The sequence below is a fragment of the Sphingobium sp. RSMS genome, from assembly GCF_005406185.4.
Lineage (GTDB): Bacteria > Pseudomonadota > Alphaproteobacteria > Sphingomonadales > Sphingomonadaceae > Sphingobium > Sphingobium fuliginis.
On record NZ_CM191258.1, the window covers coordinates 223,869 to 239,780 of the forward strand.

The 15,912-nt window shown below is 64.7% G+C and carries 14 protein-coding genes and 1 pseudogene; 9 read left to right on the top strand and 6 right to left on the bottom strand.

Annotated features, from left to right (window positions below):
* Nucleotides 1-7: 7 nt before the first annotated feature.
* Nucleotides 8-963 (bottom strand): annotated as a pseudogene (locus EGM87_RS19240) (DUF6880 family protein).
* Between the two features lie 370 nt (nt 964-1,333).
* Between EGM87_RS19240 and EGM87_RS19245 the strand changes: the two are divergent.
* From EGM87_RS19245 to EGM87_RS19270, 6 genes are all read left to right on the top strand, one after another.
* Nucleotides 1,334-1,492, top strand: coding sequence for a hypothetical protein (locus tag EGM87_RS19245; RefSeq protein WP_371873087.1), 159 nt, complete (start codon nt 1,334-1,336; stop codon nt 1,490-1,492).
* Nucleotides 1,493-1,542: 50 nt separating this feature from the next.
* Nucleotides 1,543-2,580 carry a TonB-dependent receptor gene (locus EGM87_RS19250; protein ID WP_253719221.1) on the top strand — a complete coding sequence of 346 codons (1,038 nt, stop codon included), beginning with the start codon at nt 1,543-1,545 and terminating at the stop codon, nt 2,578-2,580.
* A 113-nt stretch (nt 2,581-2,693) separates the two neighbouring features.
* Nucleotides 2,694-2,837 carry a hypothetical protein gene (locus EGM87_RS19255; protein ID WP_157009786.1) on the top strand — a complete coding sequence of 48 codons (144 nt, stop codon included), beginning with the start codon at nt 2,694-2,696 and terminating at the stop codon, nt 2,835-2,837.
* A 43-nt stretch (nt 2,838-2,880) separates the two neighbouring features.
* Nucleotides 2,881-3,216 carry a hypothetical protein gene (locus EGM87_RS19260; RefSeq protein WP_253719204.1) on the top strand — a complete coding sequence of 112 codons (336 nt, stop codon included), beginning with the start codon at nt 2,881-2,883 and terminating at the stop codon, nt 3,214-3,216.
* A complete protein-coding gene (locus tag EGM87_RS19265) occupies nt 3,213-3,407 on the top strand; it encodes a zeta toxin family protein (protein ID WP_204369847.1) in 195 nt (64 codons plus the stop codon). The genes EGM87_RS19260 and EGM87_RS19265 overlap by 4 nt, the downstream gene beginning before the upstream one ends.
* Nucleotides 3,408-3,440: 33 nt before the next feature.
* Nucleotides 3,441-3,947, top strand: a complete 507-nt coding sequence (locus EGM87_RS19270; RefSeq protein WP_216365655.1) for a hypothetical protein — start codon at nt 3,441-3,443, stop codon at nt 3,945-3,947.
* A gap of 236 nt (nt 3,948-4,183) precedes the next feature.
* Here the strand turns inward: EGM87_RS19270 and EGM87_RS19275 are convergent, their stop codons facing one another.
* The 3 genes from EGM87_RS19275 to EGM87_RS19285 all read right to left on the bottom strand — a co-directional run bounded on the left by EGM87_RS19275 (nt 4,184) and on the right by EGM87_RS19285 (nt 6,693).
* Complete coding sequence (locus tag EGM87_RS19275) at nt 4,184-4,618, bottom strand: nuclear transport factor 2-like protein (protein ID WP_044662922.1); 435 nt, start codon at nt 4,616-4,618, stop codon at nt 4,184-4,186.
* A gap of 55 nt (nt 4,619-4,673) precedes the next feature.
* Nucleotides 4,674-5,660 (bottom strand): RraA family protein, encoded by a 987-nt coding sequence (locus EGM87_RS19280; RefSeq protein WP_025546899.1) that lies wholly within the window; start codon nt 5,658-5,660, stop codon nt 4,674-4,676.
* 70 nt (nt 5,661-5,730) lie between these two features.
* The gene (locus tag EGM87_RS19285) at nt 5,731-6,693 is read right to left on the bottom strand and encodes a ThuA domain-containing protein (protein WP_239659655.1); all 963 of its coding nucleotides are present in this window, start codon (nt 6,691-6,693) and stop codon (nt 5,731-5,733) included.
* Nucleotides 6,694-7,298: 605 nt separating this feature from the next.
* Here EGM87_RS19285 and EGM87_RS19290 point away from each other — a divergent pair.
* Nucleotides 7,299-7,712, top strand: a complete 414-nt coding sequence (locus EGM87_RS19290; RefSeq protein WP_025546902.1) for a MarR family winged helix-turn-helix transcriptional regulator — start codon at nt 7,299-7,301, stop codon at nt 7,710-7,712.
* A 77-nt stretch (nt 7,713-7,789) separates the two neighbouring features.
* On the opposite strand, the gene EGM87_RS19295 is transcribed toward EGM87_RS19290, so the two are convergent.
* Nucleotides 7,790-8,830, bottom strand: coding sequence for a LacI family DNA-binding transcriptional regulator (locus tag EGM87_RS19295; protein WP_044660854.1), 1,041 nt, complete (start codon nt 8,828-8,830; stop codon nt 7,790-7,792).
* A gap of 40 nt (nt 8,831-8,870) precedes the next feature.
* Nucleotides 8,871-11,003: an alpha-glucuronidase family glycosyl hydrolase gene (locus EGM87_RS19300; protein ID WP_137709069.1), complete on the bottom strand. Its 2,133-nt coding sequence runs from the start codon at nt 11,001-11,003 to the stop codon at nt 8,871-8,873.
* Nucleotides 11,004-11,161: 158 nt separating this feature from the next.
* Between EGM87_RS19300 and EGM87_RS19305 the strand changes: the two genes are divergently transcribed.
* The gene (locus EGM87_RS19305) at nt 11,162-13,537 is read left to right on the top strand and encodes a glycoside hydrolase family 3 N-terminal domain-containing protein (protein WP_137709068.1); all 2,376 of its coding nucleotides are present in this window, start codon (nt 11,162-11,164) and stop codon (nt 13,535-13,537) included.
* On the top strand, nt 13,534-15,906 hold the full coding sequence (locus EGM87_RS19310; protein ID WP_137709067.1) for a glycoside hydrolase family 3 N-terminal domain-containing protein: 2,373 nt from the start codon (nt 13,534-13,536) through the stop codon (nt 15,904-15,906). The genes EGM87_RS19305 and EGM87_RS19310 overlap by 4 nt, the downstream gene beginning before the upstream one ends.
* Nucleotides 15,907-15,912 lie beyond the last annotated feature (6 nt).

The window sequence follows — 15,912 nt, forward strand, 5'->3', positions numbered from 1 at the left end:
GTTTCGGTCATCCGCATTGAGCGCATTCTGCATGGCCCAGCGCATCGAGCGCCGCGATCCGTACCCGATCCCAGTTTGGCCAATGACCACCTTTACGCCGTATTGCTTCGGCCGCGTCGAGCGCGGCTATCGCCTCCGCCGCGCGGCCCGCAGCCAGCAGGCGCTCGGCAATGGCTGCGGCTATCGCGGGATTATGGCGCTGGTCGGCCGGACATTGCGCGATGAAGGCATCGACATCGCCCAGCGCATCGGCAATGTCGACCAGCGCCTGGCGGACAAGCCGCTCATGCCGCCGGGCTTCCATCTCATCCTCGTAGAAAACGCCGCCTGAGCCAAAGCCGATGACGCGCCGTTCGCCCTGGGGCGGCCACTGCTGTACTTCGCGCGCCATGGCCTCGAATTTGCGCCTGAGGGATTTCAATCCTGCTTCGCCAAGCGGCTCCGTCATCAGGGTGACGAGGCCGTGGAACTGGCCATGGTCATTGTCGCAGACGCTGTCGAACACCTGGTCGACAAGCTGGTCAGTGGGCAGGCGGGCCGCAGCGGCCAGCGCGCCAAGAACAGAGAGCGCCGTTGCAAACACGGTGCCCAGCGTACCATGGCTGTCGTCGCACCAGCTGAGCACCGGACGGCCAGCGCGATCAGCTTCCAGAGCAGCTCGAACGCCGTTGCCGGATCGGTGGGCGCGATATGCTCCATGATCGCGCGCCGCTGCGCCTCGATATCCCGGGCGAGGGGCTTCACCTTGTTCCAGTCGACAAAGGCCTCTGCCTTGGCGATGGTGGCGAGGCGCTTGGCGACCTCTCCAGCGACATCGCCGCTGCCGTTTGCGCTGGCAAGCTCCAGGCGCAGGCGCCGCTTGGTCTGGGCATCCACCGCCACGAGCTCCAGCAGTAATTGCGCCAGCCGATTGGCGCCCAGCGTCTCGAGATTGGCCTGGTTGAGGGTTTTGGAAGAAGCCATGGAATCTGTCTGTCGTCAGATGGGGCAGGGCGTCAAGGGTGGAACGGTGTGGGGTTTGAGGCTGGGTGACTGCCCGCGCATGCGCGGGCAACGGGCTGACGGGCTGGCGCCCCGAGTCCCGCTGCTCGGGTCTCGGCCCTCGCGGGCGTTCATCCCTGCCGTGGTGGCGTGTGTGGGGGGGGGGGGGGAAGACATCGCGCGGCTGTCAGTGGGCGATACACGCGCGCGAATGGGGACCTTGGTCTGGAGAGGTCGTGCCGATGCGGAGGCGGACGCGTCCAGCCGCGCCGCCGGGATCAGAGAAGAGAGGGATCTCAGATTTTTGTCGCCGAAAAATGGGTTTCGGGCGACAGAATGAAAGGTCAAGTCAATGAACATCGTTGAAGTTCGTGAAATCAACGGTCGCCTCGAAGGCCGCATCGCCACCCGCACGATCGATCTCCCCCGGAGCGGGCTGCGCAAGGTCGAGAGCATGAATCCCAGGGCGCCCGCCTATGAAGTCATCGCCCTCAGATCGGCAAGACCGTAACGTATAATTATTCAGCCTATCTCCAGGCCAATTATCGCCTGACCAACCGGCTGACGCTGACCGCCGGCGGGCGCTATATCAGCATCCGGCGCGCATTCGATTTTCAGGGCGTCAATTATGACCTGGACGGCCATCCGATCGATCCGACGCTCTATCCGCAGGTGAAGACAGGCGGCGCGATCCCCGCGCTGGGCGTCACTTTCGCCGCGACGCAGGTAAATTTCGACAATAGCGGCGTGCTCAACAAGAAGACCTGGCATGCGTTCAAGCCGAAGGCAGGCATTTCCTGCCAGGCAACGCCGACGATCTTCCTGTTCGCCAACTATGCCAAGGGTTTCGGCGCGGGCGGCTTTAACAACCGCGCGCTTAACCTTGCCACCGCGCTGCCCTATGATCCTGAGACGGTCAATGCGTTCGAGATCGGATTCAAGACCGACTGGTTCGATCGCCGGCTGAGGGTCAACGCGACAGGTTTCTATAACGACTATAAGGATCTGCAGACAGCGGTGTCGGCGTTCAGTCCGATCTCCGGCACCTATGTCAGCACGCGCGGCAATGCGCCGTCAGCGCACACGCAGGGCTTCGAACTGGAAACCTCGGCAGAGCCGACCAACAATCTGTCGCTGGCTTTCAATGTCACCTATCTGACAACCGAATATGACGATTATTCGGCGCCGGCGCTGGGCACCGTTCCCGCCTATAACTATACGGGCAAGCAATTTCCCGGTCAGCCGAAATGGCAATATTTCGCGTCCGCCGACTGTTCGATCCCGATTGAGGGGCTGGGCGCGATCAAGTTCGGCGGCAGCGTCAACTGGCAGACCGGCTATTTCTCCGACCAGCTCAACAATCCCCAATATCGGATCGGTTCGAAGCATTTCGTAAATGCCTTCATCGGTTTCCAGACTGCTGACAAGCGGTGGGATTTCACGCTGACGGCGCGCAACATCGGCAATGAATTTTATTATTCTACGCTCACGCCGATCGGCACGGCCATCAAGGCCGGGCCCTATGCGGGCACCTTGCTGCTGCAAGGCGCTCAGAACCCGCCGCGCACCATCTTCTTCAAGGTCGGCTTCAAATATTGATCCTTTCCGCCCGCGGCCACAAGCGGCTCTTGCGTGGCCGCGGGCGACCTGCGCTCCTCGTGATCCCTCAGTCCCCGCCATGAAAGAAACATTCCTGTCGGGGCCGGGCGCACATGGCGATCAAGCTGGGACAGGCCATGTTCGAGACTTGGGTGATACACCCCGCGACGCACGTTACCCTCCATGAGGCGGCGCGCGAGCTTTCGCGTGAGGACGATCCGATGGATTTCCTGGCGATCATGACGGCTGGAACTTGATCTGCGGAAGAGCTATATCGGGCTTATGGCAAAGCGGAGCAAAATGGCTTCGGCGAGCATGCGCGACGGAAAGACCGGGATTATCATCGGGCCTGCGGGCTCGAAGCGCACGCGGACGGTCACCACCAAACTGGGTAATGTGACCGTCAGTGCCCAGAAGCCGTCGGCCGCGCTCGTCAAGGATAATGTCAAGCGCAGCTCCCAGGCGTTGGAGCGTGCCGCGGCTCGTATCGTGCGGGGCGGGGTGGCTATTCCTCAGCGCAACAATGTGCCGCTCTATTCGGTTGATGAAGATAATCCCAAGATCGTCATCCGTAAGCTCAACGGACAGGTGAGTCGCGGCCAGCTTGTCGACGGCAAGTTTCAAGAATTTGCGTGACGGCGCTCAAGGGCGCGGTAGACCAGATACTTTCCGCACAGGTCAGGACCGACAAGCCGCTCGCGATCATTCTGGCCGGTCATAACGGGTCGGGCAAATCGACGATGTGGCGCAAGATTCTTGCGCAAAAGCTCCAGCTGCCGTTGCTGAACGCGGATCGCATGATGCTTTCGATTCTGCCGGAAGCCTAGGGGGACGGATCGCTTGTGGACTGGGCGCAGGAATTGCGCGACACAAACCTCGGCTGGATGCAGGTGGCGCAAAATGGCGTGAAGGCGTTCGCCGCGCATGCCATGGCCGAGAAGGTGCCATTCGCAACCGAAACCGTCTTCAGCCATTGGGAAGAGCGGCCTGACGGCACGGTCGCCTCGAAACTCGACACGATAACCGATCTTCAGGCGGCGGGTTATTTCGTCCTGCTGTTTTTCGTCGGTCTTTCGAACGCCGATCTGTCCATATTGCGCGTCAGCCAGCGCGTGCTTGAACATGGCCACGGCGTCGACACCGGCAAACTCGTCTCGCGGTTTCCCAGGACGCAGAAGGCCATATCGCACGCGCTGGGCGTGGCCGACGCCTCCATATTGACGGACAACAGCCGTGACGAAAAGCGGGCCTTCACCGTGTGCCGGGTCCAGCTTGGCGGCGAAGCGCTTTATGACCTGCGGGATGGCGCGGACAAGGTCCCACTGGCCATCACCGAGTGGCTCGACGTCGTGAGCCCGCTCGCCTGATGAAGGGGCAGTTGATCGGGAACGGCTGTTGATATTTGCATGCGAATAGCTGGAACAGGCAGGTCAAAGCCTGCCGCATTCGCAACCCGTCCGTGTCTACGCGCAAATGGGCTATGGCGGCGACTTCGGTTCAGCAGACTGAATTCGAGGAAAATGTCCCACCGATCGCCGCCTGAACCGCGGTCGACCTTGCGGTCCGGTCGCGCTGAGGCCGGTACTGTCCGCCGGCGCTGCGGTCAGTCGACGAAGATGGCCTGGAACACGATCTTGTCGTCGCGCACGATGAAGGCGTCCTTGCCCGAGACCTGCTGGGGCTGCCCCTTGAACTGGACCCAATGCAGGATGACGCTGTCCGGGCCGGCCGGTTCGATGGTCGTTTCCATCGCCTTGATGCCGGGATGATGATCCTTGTCGGTCAGCGTCGTGAAGACGCGCCGCGCCTGCGCCTGACCCGAATAGATGCCCGGCCCCTTGGCCGGCGCCTGATCCGCGACCAGCCCCTGGGGAGTCACGACGACGGTGTCCGCGGAATAATCGTCCATGATCGGCTGCAGCTTGCCGGCTTTCATGCTCTCGACATGACGGGCGACCACTTCGGCGGGTGTGGCGGCTTGGGCGGCCCCGGCCAGGCAGAGACTGAGGAGGGTGGCGAAGGGGAGGCGGAAGTCCATGACGGCGGGAGCCTTTCTCAAGCATTTTCGGGGGGAAGGGTGGGTTGCGGGCCGGTCATCCCTCATAGGGGATGCCCGCTTCATGATCGCGGATGATCTGCCTTACGGCGTCGGGCTTCACGGGCAGCTTGTTCTGATTGGCCTGGAGCCAGGCGAAGAAGTCCGCCTCGATCGCGTCGGTCCAGCGGGTGTCGATCTGGCCGGCGGTATATCTGCCTTCGCGCAGGCGCATATGGCCGAACATATCGCGCAGCCGCGTATTCTCCGACAGCTTCACCACCTTTTCGGCCAGTTGCGGCGGGATGAACAGCACGCCGCCGTCCCGGCCCAGCACGACATCGCCGGGCATGGCGGTCGCCTTGCCGATGCGGATCGGACCGTTGATGCCCACCATCGTCGAATTGAGCCGCGCGCCCGTCGCCATGGCGCCGAAATGATGCGACGGATCGTAGGAGCGGACGAAGGAAACGAAATTCGGCAGTTCCCTGAGGCCGTTGATGTCGCGCACCGCGCCGTCATAGACGACGCCGTTGCCGCTGCGGGCGTAGATGGCGTTGCCGACATTGTCGCCGATCGATGGGCCGTCCTGCTTCAGCCCGAAATGGTCGCTGACATAGACGTCGCCCTTTTGCAGCATGTCGACCGGCCAGGCGTTCATGGCGCCCTTGCGTCCGTCGTCGGCGCCCTGCTTTTCCAGTACGGTCTGGATGTCCGGGCGGCCGGGCAGCCATTGGGAGGTCAGCGCCCGACCGACCAACACCTTGTCGGGGAAGATGGACAGCCAGCCATCCTCATATTGATGGTTGAAGCCGGCGCTGCGCAGCGTCGCCCAGGCTTCCTCCAGAGTGACTTCCCGCATCCGCTCCAGAATGTCGTCGGGGACCTTCGGCCGTCCGTCCGGAAAGCGTTCGCCGGTCCAGGCCGGCGTATGGCGGATCACCTGTTCGCGCGTGAAGAAGCCGTCCTCGGCCAGCGCGTGCTGCGGCAGCAGCATGGCCGCGAAGGCGAGGGCGGCGCCCTTCAGCCGCCGGTCGAATCCCATGGCTCGGTATCTCCCTATCCTGTGCGTGGTGCAGCGCCGATCCGCGCGGCGGCCGGTCGGACCTTCCATTCTAGAATTCCGGCGGCATCTGGTCGTTCGCGCCGCCGCGCGGCACCTCGACCCCTGCGGCCCACAGTATTCCATTCACCAGGAACCGGCGTTGCTGCGGATAGAGGTGCATGTTGTCATGGAAGTCGTTGCCGCCCCACACGACCGAACGTCCGCCGTCGGGCCGCTCATAGGCCCAGGCGACCGGACCGCCGGTGCCATTGGCCGCCTGTGACGGCCGGGCGGTGAGCAACGGGGTGCGGCGGGGGTTGTCGGGCAGGAAATAGCGCGCGTACATTTCCTCCCGCGGCGTCCAGGGCTTGACCCCGCGCAGGATCGGATGCTTGCCGGGGATCGGCCTGATCGCCCATGTGTCGACGGGATTGTGCGAGACATAGGGAATCCAGACGCCGCCCAGCCAATCGTTCAGATAGAGGCGGCCTGCCCGGTTATCGACGAACATCGTATAATGATAGACGACCAGCCCCGTCTTCCTGCGCTTCAGAAGCGCGTCGAAACCCTTGAGCGCGGCACTGGTCTCGGCATTATAGCCCAGACCGTCCGTTTCGGCATATTGCTGGAAGATCGCGCCGGTTTCGCGCTTCAGCCAGTCGCCATTGCCGTCGATCACGATGGCGTCGGCCGCCTCCAGCATTGCCAGATCCCGCGGCTTTTCTCCGACGATGACCTGCGTCTTCACCTCTCGCGCCGCGCCGGAATGTTCGAGCAGCCAGGCCAGTTCGCGCAGGTCCTTCTCATATTCGTGGCGGCCGGGCGCGCCATGCTGCTTCGGTCCCGCGAATAGCAGGATGCGCACGGGCGGCAAGGGCGCCGTTCCAGCCGGCATCGGCAACAGGAAAGCGACCGCCATGGCCGCCAGCGCCGCACCCACCGGGCGCGGAGTACGGGAATGGCTTCGCTTCCTGCCCGGCGGAGCAGCCATATTGCGGACCTTGCGGGCCCAGCTCGTGAACGTCCCTTTCAACTCATCCTCACCAGCAAAGATTTGTATCGCGACTCTCTCGGTCGATCCTATCCTATATGATCTGCCACAAAGTGATGGACATACCAAGACCCCGCCGCATATTTCCTGCGATCATGTCTTGGAGTTGTTCGGGGAGTGTTGGTGCACGCGCGTCTGCCACTGGCTGAGACAGAGCAGATCATGCCGCTTCTACCGGCCATCTTGTGCCGGATCTTGGCTTGAAGGCATTCACTCCACAGCCTGAACGCCTTTAGTCGGAGCGAACCATGGCTGATCGCGATTTGGAAGTGTCTGCTTGGCCGTCCTTACCGGGGAGGGGAAAGCCTCCGCAATGCCTGGCTGACCGCGAAGGCGATGAATGCCTTTTCGGAAGAGCGGGTGGGATCTGCCAATGGCCTGATCACTTATGTGGCCATGCCTTATTTCAATGACGCCGTCAGTCCGGCGGGCTAACCGCAGATCGCCCGCACGCGCCGATGTTCCTCTGCCGCCGGTAGAAATCGCGCCGGGACCGACGCGGGGGTTCACGAATCATGCAAATCCTTCTTTGATGCTGTCAGGCTGCACGATCAAATCGCGACGCGATACATGAAGATGAAGGTCAGATGGAAGCAGACGGCGCCATATTGCAGGATGAAGATTATGCGGCGCTGGCGGAATTCCGCTTCGCTCTGCGCCAGTTCCAGGCGTTCAGCAGCGAGCGGGCGGCCAGGGTGGGACTCACCCCGCAGCAGCATCAGGCCTTGCTCGCCCTGCGCGCTGCGCCGGCCGAGGATGCGACCGTCGGCTATGTCGCACGGCGGCTGTTGCTAAAGCCCCACAGCGCGACGGGGCTGGTCGACCGGCTGGAAAAGCTGGGGCTGGTGACGCGCCATGCCAGCGCCACGGACCGGCGGCGCTCGCAATTGCAATTGACGCCGGACGCGCTGGACCTGCTGGCGAAGCTGTCAGCCACGCATCGCGATGAGATCCGCCGCTTGCGTCCGCTGCTCAACCAGTTGCTGGCGCGCTTTGCCTAGGAAATTTCAGCTCCCATGATAGCGGTGGAAAGCTGCTCCAGCCCTTGCGGCAGGACATGGTTGGCGGGCCGAGCCCGCTACCCACGTCGGTGGTGCAGGCGCGGAACCGCGTCGGATTGCCGGCGGACCAGGCTGTAGTCCAGTCGCGCCAACCCCCGCCCGTCCACTTCTTCCCCGCCCTTCATGGCATCCGCCAGCAGGGTCATGGCGGCCCGGCTCATGTCGCGAATCGGCTGGCGGATGGTGGTGAGCGTGGGCCAGATCGCGGCGGCAAGCGGCGTGTCGTCGAAACCGCAGACCGTCAGATCGGCCGGCACGCTGATCTGACGCTGATGCGCGATGGTGATGGTCGCCGCGGCCATATCGTCGTTGCAGGCGAAGATCGCTGTCGGCGGCGTCTTCAGGCTCAGCAGATGCGCCGCCGCCTCCAGCCCGGACCGGTAGCTGAAATCGCCCTCGACGATATAATCTTCCTCAACCGGCAGGCCTTGCGCGGTCATGGCGACGCGAAAGCCCTCCAGCCGTCGCGCGCTGGAACGGTGCTGGGAATTGCCCTGGATGAAGGCGATGCGGCGGTGGCCGAGGTCGATCAGATGCCGCGTCATCTCGCTCGCGGCCTGGCGGTCGTCTATCGCGACGACCATCATGCCATGGTTCTCGTCCGGCGCGATCGCGACCCACGGAATGCCCTGCCGCCCGAGCGCCTGCGCCAGTTCGTCCCAGTCGCACAGGGGCGGCGGCACGATGACGCCGGAAACGCGCGCCTGAAGGACCTGGGCGACGATGTCCTGCGCCGTGGCGCCCATCTCGCACTGTTCGACCACCAGGTGGAGGTGATGCTTCGCCGCCTCGTCCAACCCGCCCAGCAACAGTTCGCCCAGATAGGCGGAGGTCGTCGTATTGCGGTAAAGCAGCGCCACTCGCCGGTCGTCGCCCCCGGCCAGCGCCCGGGCGGAGACATTGGGCGCATAATTCAGTTCCGCGATCGCCTTTTCCACCCGGGCTCGGGTCTGGGGGCTGACCCAGCTCTGCTTGTTCGCGACGCGCGACACGGTCATCACGGACACGCCGGCCCGCGCTGCAACTTCCCGGATTGTCGGCGGCTTACGTTCGTTCATGGTCGTTCACCGCCTAGCCTTTGCGGCCCTTGAAAGCCAGTCATGGATTGCCCGGCGCATAGGGGAAAGCGAGCGATTTGTACCAGTTCAGATCATGTTCCGGCGGTGCCGTGCCCGCCGGCAGCGGGCGTTTGGACAGCGTCTGGAAATAGGCGATGCTGGCATCGCGCCACCATTTCGCCTCGCGATGCTGGATGCCGAGGAAGGACTGCGTCTGGGCGAAGCGTTCCGCATCGACATAGGGACGCAGGCTGTCCCACTTCCTGCGCATGGCCGCGACATAGGCGACCCCCGCGTCATAATGTCGGATGAGGCCTTTCCACAGGGTTTCGCCCGATTTCAGCTTCGCATCCCAGCCGACATGGTGGAACCAGAGGAGGTCGCGTTCCGGCGTCGTCTTCGGGTTGGCGAGCATCCTGGCGACCGGCGGGGCATATTGGGCGATGGCGTTGCTGCCGGTCCTCGTCCGGTCGAAGCCGATCCCCTGCGCGTCCGCCTTGTGATAATAGACCGGGTTCCATTCGGGCCGGGCAAGCTCTGAAATCCAGGGAGCCGGGCCGTAATGATGGCCGGTGCCCATGACATGGGACAGGCCGAGCGGGGTCATATAGTCGACCGCCGCCTCCCGGGATCCCATCATCATGGCGACCACCGGATCGACCACCTTCGCATCCGTCGAGAAAGTCTGCGCCGCCCATTCGCGTGCGATCGCCTCCGCCGACAGATTCGGGTCCCAGGCAAGGCGGCCGAAGGCGTACCAGTCCGCCTGGTTGAAGATCGATCCGCTCCAGTCGCGGTCGGCGCCGATATTGGCGACGCCGGCAATACCGGTCAGCCTGTGGCCCTCCAGCGACCCGTCGATCACCCTGGCCACGGTCGACCCCTTGCCGCGGGCGAAGGTGTCGCTTTTCAGCGTCTCCTCGAACAAGGGGCCGAGATAGGTGAGGTGGGTCGACTGGCCCAGATATTCCTTGGTGATCTGGAATTCCATCATCAGCGGCGTCCGGGGCATGGCGCCGAACAGAGGATGGAAAGGCTCTCGCGGCTGAAAGTCGATCGCGCCGTTCTTCACCTGCACCAGCACATTGTCCGCGAACTGGCCGTCCAGCGGCTTGAAGTCGTTATAGGCCTGCTTGGCGCGGTCGTCCGGATTGTCATGCGCATAGACGAAGGCGCGCCACATCACGATGCCGCCATGCGGCTTCACGGCCGCGGCCAGCATGTTGGCGCCATCGGCATGGGTGCGCTTGTAATCCTGCGGCCCCGGCTGCCCTTCGCTGTTCGCCTTCACCAGGAAGCCGCCGAAATCGGGAATGGCCCTGTAGATCTCGTCGGCCTTCGCCTTCCACCAGGCGGCGACTGCCGGGTCGAGCGGATCGGCGGTCCCGAGGCCGGACAGCTCCATCGGCGCGGTCCATTTCACCGACAGATAGACCTTGATGCCATAGGGCCGGAACACGTCCGCCAGCGCCGCCGCCTTGGCGATATAGGGCGCGGTCAGGCTGTCGGACCTGGCGTTCACATTGTTGAGGACCGTGCCGTTGATGCCGATGGAGGCATTGGCGCGGGCATAGTCGGCGTATCGCGGCCCCTTCCAGTCGGGCAGGCGCCACCAGTCCCAGATGGATTGCCCGGCATAGCCGCGCTCCACCGTGCCATCCAGATTGTCCCAATGGTTGAGCAAGCGCAGCTTCATGCGCGGGGCGCTGCGAATGTCGAGCCGGTCCAGCGGGGCGCCCGTTTCCGCCAGCCGCAAATAGGCATAGGCGCCATAAAGAAGTCCGGCATCGCCATTGGCCGCGATCACCGTCACGGTCTGGCCGTCCAGCGTGACCGAGCGAATGGCATAGCCCTCTTCGCCCAGCCCATCGAGCTTCACCGGCAGATCGGGGGCGGAAGCCGGGGTCGCCAGCCAGATCGCGCCATTCATGGGCTTGTCAGCCAGCGCCGGCGCCGCGCCATTCGCGCCCGCAAGGCCGCGCATCAGTTCATCGCGGGCGGCCAGCGCAGTCGCACCGCGGCCCGGCGCAACGACCGCCGTGGCGTGCCGCGCCAGATTGCCGCCATCCTGCACCTTTTCGTGCCGCAGCCACAGATCATAGCCGTCCTCCGCCATGGCGGGCGCCGTCATCACGGCGGTGGCGACGGTCCAACAGAACAGACGCGCGAACATAGATCCCCTTTCCTCTCCTTCCCGTCTTCGCCCGAACCGACGCTTCGGATCGAAGGGCATTGACAGGCCGCTCTTGTCTGAGCAATGTTAACGCTATCAGTTGGGATGCGGCAAGCAAAAAGCTGGAAGCCGCCGCAAAAAAGGGGAGAGGCTGTTTCGTGATCCGGTTCCGCAAGCTGTTGGGCGCGGTTTCGCTGCTGACGCTGACGGTCGCGACGCCCGCCGTCCCCGTTCTGGCGACGCCTGCGTCGACGGGCGCGCGTCCGCTGTACAAGGATGCTTCCGCCCCCATCGAATCGCGGGTCGACGATCTGCTCTCCCGCATGACGCTGGAGGAGAAAATCGCCCAGATCACGGCGGTGTGGACCGACAAGGTCAAGATTTTCGATGAGAGGTTGCAGCTCGACCCATCGAAACTGGCGCAGATCTTTCCCCATGGCATGGGGCAGTTCACCCGCCCGTCCGATGCCAAGGGGGCCTTTTCCCCCCGCGAAGTTCCCGGCCGAAATCCGCGCCAGACAGTGGCGCTGGTCAATGCGCTGCAACGCTGGGCGACGACGCGGACGCGGCTGGGCATTCCGATCCTGTTCCATGAGGAAGGACTGCACGGCTATGCGGCTGTTGGCGCTACCAGCTTTCCGCAGTCGATTGCCCTGGCCTCATCCTGGGACCCTGACATGCTGCGCGAGGTGAATGCCGTCATCGCCCGCGAAATCCGCTCGCGCGGCGTCAGCCTCGTCCTTTCCCCCGTGGTCGACATCGCCCGCGATCCACGCTGGGGCCGGATCGAGGAAACCTATGGCGAAGACCCCTATCTGGTCGGAGAAATGGGGGTGGCCGCTGTCGAGGGGCTGCAGGGCAAGGGACGTTCGCGCCTGCTGCCGCCGGGCAAGGTGTTCGCGACGCTCAAGCATCTGACCGGCCATGGCCAGCCCGAAAGCGGCACCAATGTCGGCCCTGCGCCGGTTTCCGAACGCGAACTGCGCGAGAATTTCTTTCCGCCCTTCGAACAGGTGGTGAAACGCACCGGGATCGAGGCGGTGATGGCCAGCTATAATGAAATCGACGGCGTGCCCTCCCACGCCAATCGCTGGCTGCTGCGCGATGTGCTGCGCGGCGAATGGGGCTTCAAGGGCGCGGTGGTCAGCGACTATTCGGCGATCGACCAGTTGATGAGCATCCACCATATTGCCGGCGATCTGGAACAGGCGGCGGGGCGCGCACTGGATGCGGGCGTGGATGCGGACCTGCCCGATGGCCTCTCCTATGCGACGCTCGGCCGGCAGGTGCGCGAGGGCAAGATCAGCGAGGCGCTGGTCGACCGCGCCGTGCGGCGCATGCTGGAACTGAAATTCCGCGCCGGCCTGTTCGAAAATCCCTATGCCGATGCGGCGGCGTCGGAGAAAATCACCAATAATACGCAGGCCCGCGCATTGGCGCTCAAGGCGGCGCAGCGCTCCATCACCCTGCTCAAGAATGACGGCATGCTGCCGCTGAAGCCGGAGGGCAGCATCGCCGTCATCGGCCCCAGCGCCGCCGTGGCGCGGCTGGGCGGCTATTATGGCCAGCCGCCGCATAGCGTCTCGATCCTCGAAGGCATCAGGGCCAAAGTCGGAACCCGGGCGAAGATCGTCTTCGCGCAAGGCGTCAGGATCACGGAGAATGACGATTGGTGGGCCGACAAGGTCGTCCGGTCCGATCCCGCCGAAAACCGCCGCCTGATCGCGCAGGCGGTCGAGGCGGCCCGTCATGCCGATCGCATCGTCCTGACGCTGGGCGACACGGAACAGTCGAGCCGCGAAGGCTGGGCCGACAATCATCTGGGCGACCGGCCCAGCCTTGATCTGGTGGGGGAGCAGCAGGACCTGTTCGACGCGCTGAAGGCGCTGGGCAAGCCGATCGCCGTGGTGCTCATCAACGGCCGCCCTGCCTCCACCGTCAAGGTTTCGGAACAGGCGGACGCCATTCTGGAGGGCTGGTATCTGGGCGAGCAGGGCGGCCATGCCGTGGCGGACGTGCTGTTCGGGGACGTCAATCCGGGCGGCAAACTGCCGGTGACCATTCCGCGCTCGGCGGGACAATTGCCGATGTTCTACAATGCGAAGCCCAGCGCGCGGCGCGGCTATCTTTTCGATACGACCGATCCGCTCTACCCCTTCGGTTTCGGCCTCAGCTATACGAGCTTCGACCTGTCCGCGCCGCGACTGTCGGCCGCGAAGATCGGCGTCGGCGGCACGGCCAGCGTGTCGGTCGACGTGCGCAATGGCGGCCAGCGCGAGGGCGACGAGGTCGTCCAATTATATGTGCGGGACAAGGTCAGTTCCGTCACCCGGCCGATCAAGGAACTGAAGGGATTTCAGCGCGTGACGCTGAAGCCCGGCGAGGTTCGCACAGTGACCTTCACGGTCGGGCCGGAAGCGCTGCGGATGTGGAACGATCATATGGACCGCGTGGTCGAGCCGGGCGATTTCGAGATCATGACCGGCAACAGTTCGGTCGCGCTCAAATCGGCAACGCTGACGGTGGTGCCATGAACGGTTTCGCGCGCCGGCAGGCGCTGGGCCTGCTCGCTTCGACCTCGCTGCTCGCCGCCGCGCCCGCCGCCGCGAAGGGGAGGGGCGGGCCGCTCTACAAGGATGCTTCCGCCCCCATCGACCTGCGCGTCAGGGACCTGCTGGCGCGCATGACGCTGGAGGAAAAGGTTGGCCAGATCATCGCGCTCTGGGCGACCAAGGCCGACATCATGGACGATCTGACCTTCTCTCCCGCCAAGGCGAGCAAGGCCTATCCCGACGGCTTCGGCCAGATCACCCGCCCGTCCGACCGCCGCGGCGCGCCGAACGGATCGACCCAGGCGGGCGGCGTGGGCGCGCGCTGGCGGACGCCCGCCGATACCGTCGCCTTCATCACCGCCGTCCAGAAATGGGCGACGGAGGAGACGCGGCTCGGCATTCCGGTGCTGTTCCATGAGGAGGCGCTGCACGGGCTCATGGCGACAGAGGCGACCATGTTCCCCATGGCGATCGGGCTCGCGGGCAGTTTCGACCGCCAGTTGATGGAGGATGTCCAGTCGGTCATCGCTCGCGAGGTGCGGGCGCGCGGCGTCCATCTGGCGCTGTCGCCGGTGGTCGACATTGCCCGCGACCAGCGCTGGGGCCGGATCGAGGAGACCTTCGGCGAAGACCCCTATCTCTGCGCCGAGATGGGCGTGGCCGCCGTGCGCGGCCTTCAGGGCGAGAGCAGCCGGATCGGCCCGGACAAGGTCATGGCGACGCTCAAGCACATGACCGGCCACGGCCAACCCCAGAGCGGCGAGAATATCGCGCCCGCGCCGATCTCCGAACGGGAACTGCGCGAGAATTTCTTTCCACCCTTCCGGGAGGTGGTGAAGCGCACCGGCATCGCCGCCGTCATGCCGTCCTATAACGAGATAGACGGCGTGCCTTCGCACCAGAACCGCTGGCTGCTGAACGACATATTGCGCGGGGAATGGCGTTTCGACGGCGCCGTGGTCAGCGACTATGGCGCGGTCCACGAACTGGACAGCATCCACCATGTCCAGCCCGACCCGGAGGCGGCGGCGCGCGCCGCGCTGCGGGCGGGCGTCGATTGCGAGCTGCCCGATGGCCAGACCTATCGGACGCTCGTCGAACAGGTCCGCGCGGGCAAGGTGCCGCTGGAGGCGGTCGATCTGGCCTGCACCCGGATGCTGACGCTCAAGTTCCGCGCGGGCCTGTTCGAAAATCCCTGGCCGCGCAAGGATCATGAGCGGCTGACCGGCAATGCGGAGGCGCGCGCGCTGGCGCTGAAGGCGGCGCATCGCTCCATCGTGCTGCTCGGCAATGACGGCACGCTGCCGCTCACGCCCGGCGCGCACCGGCGGGTTGCGGTGATCGGTCCCAATGCCGCCATTGCGCGACTGGGCGGTTATAGCAGCGTACCGCGCCAGACCGTCTCCCTGCTGGAGGGCGTGCAGGCGAAGCTCAAGGGCAAGGCGGAGGTCGTCCACGCCCAGGGCGTCTTCATCACGCGGAGCGAGGATCGCTCTGCGGACGAGGTGCTGCTGGCCGATCCGGCGGAGAACCGCGCCCTGATCGCGCAGGCGGTCGAGGTCGCGAAGACGGCGGACATCGTCCTGCTCGCCATCGGCGACACGGAACAGACCAGCCGGGAAGGCTTTGCGAAGAACCATCTGGGCGACCGCACGAGCCTGGACCTGCTGGGCGAGCAGAACGACCTGTTCGCCGCGCTGAAGGCGACCGGCAAGCCGGTGGTGGTGTGCGCCATCAACGGCCGCCCGCCCAGCTATCCCATGGTCGCGGATGGCGCCAATGCGCTGCTGGAGTGCTGGTATCCGGGGCAGGAGGGCGGCACCGCCATGGCCGACATCCTGTTCGGGGACGTCAATCCCGGCGCGAAGCTGCCCGTCACGGTGGCGCGCGACGCGGGGCAGATACCGATCTTCTACAACCGCAAGCCATCGGCCCGGCGCGGCTATGTGTTCGAGGATATTTCGCCGCTCTTCCCCTTCGGCTTCGGCCTCAGCTACACCCGTTTCGAATTCGGGCCGCCCCGCCTGTCGTCGCCGCGCATCGGCACGGGCGGCGAGGTGACGGTGGAGGTCGACGTCCGCAATGCCGGGCAGAGGGCAGGGGATGCGGTCGTGCAGCTTTACGTCCGCGACCAGACCGCCAGCGTCACCCGGCCGATCAGGGAACTGAAGGGCTTCGAACGCATAACGCTGGCCCCCGGCGAGAGCCGCGCCGTGCGCATGACGCTGGGCCCCGCCGCCTTCGCGCTCTGGAATCTCGACATGGAGGAAGTGGTCGAACCCGGCCTGTTCGACGTCATGACCGGGCCGGACAGTGAAAATCTCCAGAAAACCACGCTCGAAATCATCTGAACAGGA

Bases quoted from the DNA above. Each gene is read 5' to 3' on its own strand.
- EGM87_RS19245 (WP_371873087.1), top strand. From the start codon at position 1,334: ATGAACATCGTTGAAGTTCGTGAAATCAACGGTCGCCTCGAAGGCCGC.
- EGM87_RS19255 (WP_157009786.1), top strand. From the start codon at position 2,694: ATGGCGATCAAGCTGGGACAGGCCATGTTCGAGACTTGGGTGATACAC.
- EGM87_RS19260 (WP_253719204.1), top strand. From the start codon at position 2,881: ATGGCTTCGGCGAGCATGCGCGACGGAAAGACCGGGATTATCATCGGG.
- EGM87_RS19275 (WP_044662922.1), bottom strand. From the start codon at position 4,618: ATGGACTTCCGCCTCCCCTTCGCCACCCTCCTCAGTCTCTGCCTGGCC.
- EGM87_RS19280 (WP_025546899.1), bottom strand. From the start codon at position 5,660: ATGGGATTCGACCGGCGGCTGAAGGGCGCCGCCCTCGCCTTCGCGGCC.
- EGM87_RS19290 (WP_025546902.1), top strand. From the start codon at position 7,299: ATGGAAGCAGACGGCGCCATATTGCAGGATGAAGATTATGCGGCGCTG.
- EGM87_RS19295 (WP_044660854.1), bottom strand. From the start codon at position 8,830: ATGAACGAACGTAAGCCGCCGACAATCCGGGAAGTTGCAGCGCGGGCC.
- EGM87_RS19300 (WP_137709069.1), bottom strand. From the start codon at position 11,003: ATGTTCGCGCGTCTGTTCTGTTGGACCGTCGCCACCGCCGTGATGACG.
- EGM87_RS19310 (WP_137709067.1), top strand. From the start codon at position 13,534: ATGAACGGTTTCGCGCGCCGGCAGGCGCTGGGCCTGCTCGCTTCGACC.